This window comes from Rhizobium sp. ARZ01, assembly GCF_014851675.1.
GTDB lineage: Bacteria > Pseudomonadota > Alphaproteobacteria > Rhizobiales > Rhizobiaceae > Mycoplana.
The window spans coordinates 448229-459619 of sequence record NZ_JACVAE010000002.1; the positions used below are offsets into that span (position 1 = coordinate 448229).

Here is an 11391-nt window from a genome sequence, read left to right on the forward strand (position 1 = left end):
CCCATTGTATTCTTGATAAAAAACAAAATTGCCCAGCCCCTCGCGCGCTGAAATCATTAGATTTCTCATTAACCTTTAACGAGTAGCGTCGCAAAATACGCGTCAAGACATATCAGCTGGATCGCGATTTTTTCGGCTGTGCATTCGGGGGATACCGCACATGAAGATACGTACAAAGATCTACCTCATCGTCGGGGTCATGGGGTTGATTTCGATCCTCATCGGCGGCATGGCGCTCGGCGTCGTCTACCAATACGATCAGAAGCTGCGGCAATATGAGAACGCCGCCGACCGCGCCTATTTGGGCGAACACCTGAACCGCCAGGTCACCGCCGTCGTCATGGAAGCACGCGGCGTCTACAGCTCGGACACGACCGACGCGGCCAAGAAATTCGCCGACGGCATCCTGAAGCAACTCGACGGCATCGACGCAACCCTGAACGAATGGAAACCGAAGGTTCCGGAAGCGCAATTGCCGGCGTTCGAAGCCGTCGTCAGCCGCGCGGCGGAATTCCGCACCTTCCGTGCGGAGACGGCCCGCCTTGGCACCGACGTCTCGCCGCAGTCTGCAAACGAGCAGGGCAACAACGAAGCAAACCGCGCCAACCGCAAGGCCTTCCAGGAGGAAATCGACGCGGTCGTGCAGACCGACCGGGAAAACCTTGATGCGATCAAGGCCGACATCTCGGCCTTCGAGACGCTGATGCTCACGCTCGTGCTTTCAACTGTCGTTCTCGGCCTTGCCGCAGGCGGTGGCGCGGCTTTCTACGTCGCGACCAACCAGCTCAGCCGGCCGATCCAGAACGTGACCGACACGATGAAGAAACTCGCCGCTGGCGATCTTTCGACAGAAGTGCCTTATGGCGGCCGCAAGGACGAAATCGGTGACATGGCTGCCGCCGTCGCCGTGTTCCGCCAGAACGCCATCGAGGTGCGTGACTTGAACGCCCAGGAACACATCCTGCGCGAGAAGAGTGCCGACTTACAGTCGAGCATCGCAACGGTGGTGAATGCCGCCGCAGCGGGCGACTTCAAGCAGCGCATCCACAAGGACTACGGCAACGACGACCTGAACCGGTTCGCCGCGAGCGTCAACGAACTCGTTGGCAGCGTCGACGCTGGCATCAACGAGACCCGTCGCGTCATCGCCGCACTTGCCGAGGGCGACCTGACCGGCAAAATGAATGGATCCTACCAGGGCGCCTTCGCCGAACTGCAGACGAACGTCAACAATACGCTGGCGACGCTGCAAAAGGCGATGCGTGAGGTTCGCGCCTCGACGGACTCGATCAATGCCAACTCCGGCGAACTTCGCACCGCTTCGGACGACCTGTCCAAGCGCACCGAGCAGCAGGCAGCCGCCCTAGAGGAAACCTCCGCGGCACTGGAGGAAATCACCGCGGCCGTGAAGAACTCCACCGAGCGGGCGCAGGAGGCCACCGTGATGGTGGGCGAGGCAACCCGCAGCGCCAAGCAGTCCGGTGACGTCGTTCGCAACGCCGTCGATGCAATGGGTCGCATCGAACAGGCATCCAACGAGATCACCCAGATCATCAACGTCATCGACGAGATCGCCTTCCAGACGAACCTGCTCGCACTGAACGCAGGTGTGGAGGCCGCACGCGCCGGGGACGCCGGCAAGGGCTTTGCAGTCGTCGCCCAGGAAGTGCGCGAGCTTGCTCAGCGTGCCGCAAGTGCAGCCAAGGACATCAAGGGGCTCATCACCAAGTCCAGCGACGAGGTTGCGATCGGCGTGAAATATGTCCAGGCAACCGGCGAGTCGCTTTCGGACATCGAGAACCGCGTGCTGAAGATCAACGAATACATCCACTCGATCGCAACAGCGGCGCGCGAACAGGCGACCGGCCTCCACGAGGTCTCCACCGCCGTCAACCAGATGGACCAGGTCACGCAACACAATGCGGCGATGGTAGAGGAAAGCTCGGCTGCGACCCACAAGCTCAACACCGAAGCCGACAGCCTCGCAAGCCTCGTCTCGCGGTTCCGCACCGGCGACGCCCCACAGCATGTTGCATCCGCGCAGCCGACACATCGGCCGGTCGCATCCCCTGCACGCCGCATGATGGGCAATGTCGCCCGGGCCTTCGGCGGCCGGGGAAGCGCTGCCCAGGCGGTTGCCCAGGAGGGCTGGGAGGAGTTCTGATCCCACTTCGCATCCATCTCGCCAAGGGGCGGCGGAACCAAATCCGCCGCCCCTTGTCGTTTGAGAGGGGGACAGATCAGCCTGCTGCCAAATGCGACACCCTGCAGTGGTTGACTTCGGATCGCAACCGTTATGATTTGCCGAGTTCCACAGAAGGCCCGGGCCGCGCGCGGTTGGAAATTGGCATCACATCCCCTATGATGTTGCTTGATTTGGAGGGCGCGCAAGCGCCCGCGGATTCGACCTCGAGAGAATGCAACAGCCTGCACTCCGCAGGCTTCGAGGCGTCGCAGACCCGGAGGGGTTTGGTATGGTCCGTCGCCAGCATGCCGCCATGACGTACTGCGGAATGGCCAGGAGTTCGCCATGAAGGATAACGAAGCGCCCCCGATGCTGGGTGATGTGCCGATGCCGAGCGCGCTCTCCGGCCTTTCCGGTAGGCTGCTGCTCCTGACGGTCGCCTTCATCATGTTGGCTGAGGTTCTGATCTTCGTCCCCTACATTGCCAACATGCGGGTGCGCTGGCTCGGCGATCGACTGAACACGGCGGCAGCGGCGGCTGTCGTCGTCGACGGATTTCCTCAGCAGGATCTTTCGCGCGCACTGCAGGACGAAACACTGATGGCGACGGGGACCAAGGCCATCGTACTCAGGCGCCACGACGCCTCGCGGCTAATTGCGATCGCCGACATGCCGCCAAAAGTGGATGCACAATACAACCTGGCGGCTGTGGAACCGATCTCGGCCATCCGCGACGCCTTCGACACGCTGATCTTCGGTGGTGATCGCATTATTCGCGCCTATGGCCCGATCGGCGACAGCAACGCGACGATCGAGATCGTGCTGGCGGACAAGGCGCTGCGCAAAGCCATGCTGGTCTATGCGCGCAACGTCCTCATCCTGACGGTCATTCTATCGGCGATCGCCGGCGGCCTCATTTTTCTGGCCCTCAATCGGATGCTGATCCGGCCGATTCGCCGGATGACCGGCAGCATGCGCGACTTCGCCGCCGACCCGACCGACCCCGCCCGCGTGCTCCAGCCCTCCGAGGGGCATGACGAACTGGCAGTCGCCGGCGTCCACCTCGCGGAAATGCAAAGAGCGCTGCAGGGAACGCTGCGGGAACAGAAGAACCTCGCCGACCTCGGGCTTGCCGTGTCGAAGATCAACCACGACATGCGCAACATCCTTTCGTCGGCACAATTGATGTCGGATCGGCTGGCGGATGTGGACGATCCCGTCGTCAAGCGCTTCGCGCCGAAGCTTTTGCGCACGATCGACCGGGCCGTCGGCTACACCACCGATGTGCTCGCCTATGGGCGGATGCGCGAACCGGCGCCGCGCCGCCGTTTCCTTCCGCTGAAACCCCTTGTGGTGGACGTCTCGGAAATGCTCGCGATCGACCCGCTTTCGGAGATTGATTTCGCCTTGCAGATCGAATCCTCCCTGGAGGTGGATGCCGACAGCGAACAACTCTTCCGGATTATTCACAACATCTGCCGCAATGCCGTCGAGGCGCTGACCCAGCATCCGGGACGCGAACGAGGCCGCCTGAGCGTCTCGGCAGTGCGCACCGGCAGCGTGGTTTCGATCACGATCGACGATACCGGCCCCGGCATGCCGGCCAAGGCGCGCGAGAACCTGTTTACGGCCTTCCGCGGTTCTGCTCGCTCGGGCGGAACCGGGCTTGGGCTCGCCATTGCCCGCGAGCTGGTCCTCGCCCACGGGGGGACAATTGCGCTTGTGGAGAAGGCGAGCGAAGGCACACAGTTCCGCATCGAACTTCCCGACCGCCCGGTTTCGCTTGCCGCCTTCCGTAACAAGGCGTCCTAGTTTCATGCACCCGGTGCCGCTCGTGCCGTGCCGCCGGAACCAGTTCCTGTTTGAATTTTTTTCGAAAAGGCGCTTGCATTAGCGCGGCGGACCCTTTAGGAGATCGCTCGCAGCCGGGCAACACGCCCACCGCTGAAAACGCACCCGTAGCTCAGCTGGATAGAGCACCAGACTACGAATCTGGGGGTCAGGAGTTCGAATCTCTTCGGGTGCGCCATTTCCTTCCACCACGCCAGAACAAACTGGGTACTGCTGTGTTCCGCGATCGACCCAGCAGAAACGCGCTCGTAGTCAACGGCATCTACGACAAGCCCCGCAAAAGACGAGCTAGCCATCGTGAACGGCCACACTGAAGGTCGTGTCATCGGCCTTGACGCTGATGCGGCAACTACTCGGGATAGACCTGAACGTCCTCCGGCCCCGGCCTATTGAAAAGGATGAACACCAAGGGGTTGCCGGGCTCGGACATTGCATCGCTGCGCTGACCCGTTATCTCTCCGGCCACGCCGCTTGTATACTCGGCAACCACCTCACCGAAGCTATCGCGCTGGATGGCAACCTTCTGTCCGGCTTCAACCTTGTCGTTGAGTTTAACCAGATGCTCAACAAGCCCGCCCGCGGTGGCCAGGATCGGGAACGCGCTGTTACCGACAAAGACAGTGACGTCCTTGCTTGTACGTCCGATCGGCCCGGCAACGATGCCGTGATGTTTGAGGACGTTCATCGTGCCTTCCACGAAGAGCGAGATCATCTCAAGATTCAGGACACGCGCAGCGCCGATTTCCGGCGTAAAAGACGGGATGCCCACGTCCATAAACGCGTTGTGCAGGACACCGGGATATACATGATTGTCGAAGATCTGGCCGACGGGATAGAGCTCCACCATCGCCTTGACCTCGGGGACATCCATGCCGCCAATATTGAATGCGGTGACTTCGAAGCCGGTTGTCCCGGTGTGGAAGTCGATCGCGAAGTCGGCGTTCGGCCGCAGCAGCCGGTTGAACAGAAGACCGGCGTGTCGGCTGGCTGCGGTGGCGCCGTTCTCGTTGCCGGGCCACTCCCTGTTCATATCGATCAGATCGATGCCTCTGCCCTGATTGGGCCATCTGCGCTGCATGCTTACCAGGGCCGGGCGTGACACGTCTGTGACCGCCATCACTGTTCCCGACATCTGCGCTGGGTCGAGCTGGTTCATCACGGTCTGGACCGTATGCACAGAACTCATCTCGTCGCCATGGACGCCACTGGTCAGGACGCCGCGCTTGCCTGGCCGCACGCCCTTGGCCACCATCACCGATACATACCAATGCTGTCCGGTCGGCATCTCGACGCCCTGAAAATACAAAAGGTGCTTCTTGCCGGGCTCCAGATCGTCGACGTCGAGCGCACTGACAACCTTTTTGCCTTCGATAACATCGCCGGTGTAGACCGTTCCTGATGCCGGATTGGCAGGGGATGTCGCTGTATCCTTGGCATTCGCAGCACCAGCGCTGACGGCGGCCGCGGCCGCGGCGCCGACCGTGGCAATGGATGCCATTATCAATTCGCGGCGATCGATGCCTTTTGCAGACTTGTCCGGCATGATGAACTCCATTGTGATTGTGAACGGCAACTGTCATCGTGAAAGGCAAGGTTCGTACGACGCCGCGGAATGCACATCGTTTGCAAAATACCGCGTGGCTTAAAATACGGGTATGCCGCTGACGCGCAAGGTTGTGTGATTTCTGCGGGAGGCATGTCGGCGCTTGCGATCTTGCGGCAACGTTCGTCAGGGTCCAGAGATGGCGCAAAGCTGAGCTGCCGCTTAAATATGCCGCGTTCCCAACTTCCTCCTGTCGGGTGCGCCATTTCCTGATCATCGGGGCGCCAAAGCAGAAATGGGGTACCGGCATAGATGCCGAGGCCGAAACGCAGATCGCCCGTTGGCAACCTCAGTAGCCGATGGCGCAGCCGTCCTTGCGGTGGTCGGAGCCGCCAATCAGATTGCCGTTCTCCCAGTCGATGACAATACCCTGCCCGCCACCAAGCGGCATCTGACGGAGCACGATATTGTGTCCGCGTGACCTCAACGCGGAAATCACCTCTTCGGTCACGCCGCGCTCTGCCTCTGTGATCTCGCCCGCGTAAAAAGCGCGCGGCGCGTCGATCGCCTGCTGAATATCCATTCCGTAGTCGACCATGTTGGTGACGAGATGCGCCTGCCCCATCGGCTGGAAGTCTGCGCCCATCACGCCGAATGAGATCGCGCAACGCCCATCGCGCATCGCAAGTGCCGGCATCATCGTATGCATCGGTCGCTTGCCGGGCGCTATGGCGTTTGGGTGGTCCGGCTCGATCACAAACCCACTTCCCCGGTTGTGCAACATCACGCCTGTCTTCTCTGTGCAGATACCGGTGCCAAATCCTGAATAGAGCGAGTTGATGAGCGACACAGCCATGCGGTCGCGGTCCACGACCGTGAGATAGACCGTATCACTCGATGGCGTAGGCGCTGTCGGTAGCGGCACCCGCCTGCCGGGATCGAGCAGCTTCGCAAGCTTCTTTGCAAAATCCTTGTCGAGCAGCCCGGCGGTCGGCTCACGCATGGACTGAGGATCTGCGATGTGCAGATCGCGTATGCCGAACGCGAGCCGTGCGGCTTCGAGCGCAAGATGCAGCCGCGGCGCACCCAGCGGATCGAGACTCTTCAGATCAAACGCCTCAAGGATATTCAGCAATACCAGCGCCGTCAGCCCCTGACCGTTCGGTGGCAATTCGACAATATCAAGCCCACGATAGTTCGTCGAAATCGGCTCGACGACATCGCCTTTGTGACGTGCCAGGTCTTCTGATGTAAGCAGTCCGCCTGCGTCTTGAACGGTTGCGGCGATATCAGCGGCGATCGCTCCCTCATAGAGCGCCTGCGCACCGCCTGCAGCGATCGCTTGCAGGGTCGCGGCAAGCGCCGGCATGCGCATCACCTGTCCAACCCCCGGCGGCTTGCCGTTCACCAGAAAATGCTTCGCCGAGCCAGCATGCGGAATGAGTTTGTCTACCAACATGGCCCAGTCGGTTGCGACGCGCGGTGCGATCGGAAAGCCGTCTTCAGCAAGGCGGATGGCGCACTGCAACACCTTGCCAAGGTCGAATCGGCCGTGTGCCCTGAGGATCGTCTCCCATGCGTCGATCGCGCCTGGCACTGTAACTGCATGCGGCGAGGTCGCCGGAATCTTGCGCGGCAGCCCCTCCGCGAGCATCCGCTGGATCGTGGCGTTAGACGCCGCGCGGCCCGAGCCGTTGTAGCCCCATACCGGCGCATTTGGCTTCGCCACGAGGCAAAAGCAGTCCCCACCGATACCCGTCATCGCCGGCTCGACGACGCAAAGCGTGGCGACCGCCGCGACGGCCGCATCGGCCGCCGTACCGCCAGCCTTGAGAATGTCGACGGCTGCCACGCTCGCAAGCGGATGGGAGGTCGCGGCCATTCCTTCGCGTGCGTAGACAGGCGACCGACCGGGGATATGGAAATCGCGTGGCGTCATGGTCGTTTGAGCAAGGCGGATGAGCACGACGGTACACGCAAGCAGTACTTGGGTCTATGGGCGGATTTCCGGTGGCCACAATCGTGTTGCGCCTGAAATCATACCCGACTCTTTGATCCATCACATATTGAAAGATGGCGGCCAACATGGCTCAATTTCAGGCTATCATGCAGACCAATACTGCCATTACACAGGGAGCGTTAAGCTTGTCCCGCATGCGCAGACGCCCAACCTCTGCGTGAGGGGACTCAACCTCCCGCATTTGGTTATTATCTGCATTTATCCCGATTTCAGTCTCCACTTTCAGGAGAGATGCACTAGTTCACCCTACCTCTATGATAGATTTCCGTCAGGCGATCTGAATTGGTGTGGCGCTTTCGCTTGCGAAAGATCGCCAGATAGACCGAACGATCTCTGACGCCAGCTCTGTAGAGCTGCATTACGCGCTTGGCGACCTCATCAGCGGCTGCGGAGCGGTGGGCGATATGTTCCTGCTGGCACAGGTTGTCGAACAGGTCTTGAAGCGTGGCCAGATCGGCGGGATCCATATCTTGGGAACTCATGAAATTGGGCATTCATGCACCTCCCTTCGAGGCAAGCGCCTCCCGATGGGGGTGGCAAGTTTGCTCCCGACCGCTCCAACCGGCAACCGACTAAGACGATAGTAGCTGATGAATACCTCAGATCCCTGCTTACGCGCCTATTTGGATAGGGTTGGGCATCACCCGGAAGGCTCCGAGGCGTTTGTCCACGCGTAATGACGGGGGGCAATCGCGCGCCGCGAAAGGGCTGGCTCATCACAGGGATCGATGAGCGACGGCGTATCCGGCCCTGGCCCAAATTCAATCTGCCGTTCACGCCGCATCACGCGACCGTCTCGCAGTGGAACTCGCTCGCCGAACCCAATCGACGACGCTGGCCTGTGTGGGGAGCAAGAGTATGCCGAGCTCGCCGGCGAAGGCCAGCCAACTCTCGACATAGCCTTCGCGCACGGCTGTCAGCACCGGAATGCCGCGTGCACAGGCCTCCTCGATCGCGGCGCGAAACCCTTGTCCCTCAGCTTCGCCCTTGCCGAAGCGGTTGAGGATCAACAGATCGGGTTCGCCATCGAGACTCGAATGCAACGGACCGGCAACAGCGGCAAGGGCCTGTGGGTCAAGGCGACAGCCACGTGCTCCTGATCCGAGCGCCTGAGAAATGACGAAGCTGGCGCCGGTGGCGATCTCCTGCAGCTCGATCCGGCCGCAACACTCCCCTTCGCCGGTACTCTCCCGTTGCAGGAAGCCGGCGACCCTGCCTCCGTCGGCGATCAGCGCGTCTGCAGCGGCTTTAAGGAGGTCATCAACTGAATGGTCCTTTTCAGCCCTGATCGCAGCCAGGAGAGGAAGTTCATTGTCCATTATGTGACCTTCCATGCGAAATCAGCGCTCCCGAATGGCACCCACGATAGCGGGGGTGTTGCGGGCATGGAACCCTCCGTCACTCCGATCGAAGCAACGCTCCTCCGTCCCGTCACAGCGAAACTGCGTCGAACTGCGGTCGCAATCGCAATTGAGGTCACGCAGCAGTCCATCTTTCAGCCCATAGATCCAACCGTGAACCGTGAGATTTCGGCCGCGCTTCCAGGCCGACTGCAAGATCGGCGTGCGCGACAGGCTTTCGACCTGCGAGGCCACAGCCATTTCGCAAAGGCGGTTCAATCGATCCTCCGGCTCTGCAAGGGCCGAAAGTTCGGCACAATGGACTTGCGCGACGTCCCGTATCGGTTGCAGCCAATGATCGATGAGCCCGTGGCGGTGCCCGTCCATGGCGGCGCGCACCCCGCCGCAGCCATAGTGACCGCAGACGATGATGTGCGTAACCTCCAGCGTCTCGACGGCGAATTCGAGCACCGACAACAGGTTGAGGTCGGCACGGTGGACGAGGTTCGCCACGTTGCGATGAACGAAGACCTCACCCGGCTGGAGGCCGGTGATGACATTGGCAGGCACGCGGCTGTCGGAACAGCCGATCCAAAGATAATCCGGACGCTGGAGCGCCGACAGTTTGTCGAAGTAATCCGGATCCTCGGTCTGCTTGGCCGCAGCCCAGCGTCTATTGTGATCAAAGAGATCAGAAAGCATGCAAGCACTCCTTTCAGATCGCCCTTCCCGGGCGGTCTGGCAAGGCGGAGCGGAGCGCCTCGTCGAGACTTCTCCACCTTGCGGGTCATCTTCACCGCACTACTGCACCAGGCCGCCATCGGCGCCGAGGAGGTCAATCCCGGTGATCGCGGCCTCGGCAGCGAGGATCGCGATGAATTGCGAAACAGCCTTCGACCAGGTCGACGCTTCCAGCCATCCGCCAATCCGCTCCCGCACGAAGTCGAACGGCAGATCTTCGCCGTCGATCCGGCGCTCCAGCCGGATGATGTGAAACCCGAAACGGCTTTCCACCGGGTTGGTGGTGATCTCGCCCTCCTCAAGCCGCTGCAATGCGCGTTCGAATTCCGCAACGGTGCTGCCGCGCGTCAGTTGCCCAAGATTGCCGCCCTGGGCAGCCGACGGACAGGCGGAATGGGTTCGCGCCATCGTCGTGAACTCGCTTGGGTGCTCAATGAGAACACCGGTCAATCGCTGCGCATCCAGGCATGCCGTGTCGCGCGCCTTCGCGTCCGCCGGATCGGCGGCAATCAGGATGTGGCTCGCCTCGAAGATCGGCTCGCTGCGAAACCTCGCCCGGTTACTCTCATAGAAGCGCAAGCACTCCTCTGCTGTCGCGGACGGCACTTCGACTTCCTGCTCGATGAGCATCCGGATCTTGGCGTCCTCACCCGTCTCGGCGCGTCCCTCGGCATCCTCTTCCGGCTTAGGGGCAAGGCCGATCTCCATCGCCCGCTGCAACAGCAGTTCACGGATTGCCAGCGCCCTTGCCGCAGCGGCGAGTGCAGCACCCGGATTTTCGGCCGGGTGGTTCTGCGCCTCGGCGAGGATGTCGCTCTCGGCAATCTCCACGCCATTGACCGACACCGCGCCAAACAGCGGCCGGGCCCTGGGCGGCACGCGGGTGTCCGGCTCCTGGTAGGTGGAATAGCTGCCCGTGGGAGCATCCTTGGGCGACGGCACGGAGCCGCCATCGCGCATTTTGTCGAAAAGCGTGACCATCGCCCTACTCCGCCGCAACATGACTGGTGGGCGAGCTATGGTTGCGCTGGCGCACCACCTGATAGCCCGGCCGCCGGAGATAGCGCACCGGCGCGCTCAGCATGTGGACGAGCCGTGTGAAGGGGAAGAGAAGGAAGATCGTCAATCCGAGGAAGAGGTGCAGTTTGAACACCAGCGCGGCATCGGCGACATAGGAGGCTGCTGCCGGGTCGAAGGTAAAGATCCCCTGCGCCCAGTTCATGAACTTCACCATTTCATGACCGTCCAGATGGGCAAGCGACGTCGGAATAGTCGAAAGCCCGAGGAACAGCTGAATCCACAGCAGGATAATGATCAGCGTGTCCGAGGTAGTCGATGACGCCCGCACCCGCTCATCGAACAGGCGCCGATGGACGAGAAGCGTCGCGCCGACGATCGCGAAGGAGCCCGCCACGCCGCCGGCGACGACTGCCAGCATCTGCTTGGCGCTGTGACTGATGCCCAGCGCATCGAAAATGGCGATCGGCGTCAATAGGCCGACCAGATGGCCGAAGAAGATGAACAGCACGCCCAGATGGAACAGAACCGAACCCCACATCAATTGCCGGCGCCGCAGAAGCTGGCTCGACCCGGAGCGCCAGCTGTAGGGCTCGCGGTCGTAGCGGATGATGGAGCCGAGGGCCAGAACGACCAGTGCAATGTATGGATAGATACCGAACAGTGCGAAATTGAGATAAGCAGACATCGCCTG

The 11391-nt window shown here is 61.4% G+C and carries 9 protein-coding genes and 1 tRNA gene; 3 read left to right on the forward strand and 7 right to left on the reverse strand.

From position 1 onward, the window contains the following. The first annotated feature begins 160 nt into the window (after positions 1-160). From IB238_RS16310 to IB238_RS16320, 3 genes are all read left to right on the forward strand, one after another. Positions 161-2164, forward strand: coding sequence for a methyl-accepting chemotaxis protein (locus tag IB238_RS16310; protein ID WP_192249011.1), 2004 nt, complete (start codon positions 161-163; stop codon positions 2162-2164). Between the two features lie 366 nt (positions 2165-2530). Then, positions 2531-3997 (forward strand): HAMP domain-containing sensor histidine kinase, encoded by a 1467-nt coding sequence (locus tag IB238_RS16315; protein ID WP_192249014.1) that lies wholly within the window; start codon positions 2531-2533, stop codon positions 3995-3997. A 140-nt stretch (positions 3998-4137) separates the two neighbouring features. After that, positions 4138-4214: transfer RNA gene (locus IB238_RS16320), tRNA-Arg, on the forward strand. A 171-nt stretch (positions 4215-4385) separates the two neighbouring features. Here IB238_RS16320 and IB238_RS16325 read toward each other — a convergent pair. The 7 genes from IB238_RS16325 to narI all read right to left on the reverse strand — a co-directional run bounded on the left by IB238_RS16325 (position 4386) and on the right by narI (position 11385). After that, a complete protein-coding gene (locus tag IB238_RS16325) occupies positions 4386-5579 on the reverse strand; it encodes a succinylglutamate desuccinylase/aspartoacylase family protein (protein WP_192249736.1) in 1194 nt (397 codons plus the stop codon). A 349-nt stretch (positions 5580-5928) separates the two neighbouring features. After that, positions 5929-7461, reverse strand: coding sequence for a gamma-glutamyltransferase (ggt, locus tag IB238_RS16330; protein WP_192249017.1), 1533 nt, complete (start codon positions 7459-7461; stop codon positions 5929-5931). 374 nt (positions 7462-7835) lie between these two features. Beyond that, the gene (locus IB238_RS16335) at positions 7836-8093 is read right to left on the reverse strand and encodes a hypothetical protein (RefSeq protein ID WP_192249020.1); all 258 of its coding nucleotides are present in this window, start codon (positions 8091-8093) and stop codon (positions 7836-7838) included. A 279-nt stretch (positions 8094-8372) separates the two neighbouring features. After that, positions 8373-8918 carry a DUF2478 domain-containing protein gene (locus IB238_RS16340; RefSeq protein ID WP_192249023.1) on the reverse strand — a complete coding sequence of 182 codons (546 nt, stop codon included), beginning with the start codon at positions 8916-8918 and terminating at the stop codon, positions 8373-8375. A gap of 21 nt (positions 8919-8939) precedes the next feature. Further along, a complete protein-coding gene (can, locus tag IB238_RS16345; RefSeq protein ID WP_192249049.1) occupies positions 8940-9641 on the reverse strand; it encodes a carbonate dehydratase in 702 nt (233 codons plus the stop codon). A 99-nt stretch (positions 9642-9740) separates the two neighbouring features. After that, entirely contained in the window at positions 9741-10640 is a 900-nt protein-coding gene (locus IB238_RS16350) for a peptidylprolyl isomerase (RefSeq protein WP_246723707.1), read from the reverse strand. A 25-nt stretch (positions 10641-10665) separates the two neighbouring features. Further along, positions 10666-11385, reverse strand: coding sequence for a respiratory nitrate reductase subunit gamma (gene narI / locus IB238_RS16355; RefSeq protein ID WP_192249055.1), 720 nt, complete (start codon positions 11383-11385; stop codon positions 10666-10668). Positions 11386-11391: the final 6 nt, after the last annotated feature.

Coding starts and splice junctions, on each gene's coding strand:
- IB238_RS16310 (WP_192249011.1), top strand. CDS start 161: ATGAAGATACGTACAAAGATCTACCTCATCGTCGGGGTCATGGGGTTG.
- IB238_RS16315 (WP_192249014.1), top strand. CDS start 2,531: ATGAAGGATAACGAAGCGCCCCCGATGCTGGGTGATGTGCCGATGCCG.
- IB238_RS16325 (WP_192249736.1), bottom strand. CDS start 5,579: ATGCCGGACAAGTCTGCAAAAGGCATCGATCGCCGCGAATTGATAATG.
- ggt (WP_192249017.1), bottom strand. CDS start 7,461: ATGGCCGCGACCTCCCATCCGCTTGCGAGCGTGGCAGCCGTCGACATT.
- IB238_RS16335 (WP_192249020.1), bottom strand. CDS start 8,093: ATGCCCAATTTCATGAGTTCCCAAGATATGGATCCCGCCGATCTGGCC.
- IB238_RS16340 (WP_192249023.1), bottom strand. CDS start 8,918: ATGGACAATGAACTTCCTCTCCTGGCTGCGATCAGGGCTGAAAAGGAC.
- can (WP_192249049.1), bottom strand. CDS start 9,641: ATGCTTTCTGATCTCTTTGATCACAATAGACGCTGGGCTGCGGCCAAG.
- IB238_RS16350 (WP_246723707.1), bottom strand. CDS start 10,640: ATGCGCGATGGCGGCTCCGTGCCGTCGCCCAAGGATGCTCCCACGGGC.
- narI (WP_192249055.1), bottom strand. CDS start 11,385: ATGTCTGCTTATCTCAATTTCGCACTGTTCGGTATCTATCCATACATT.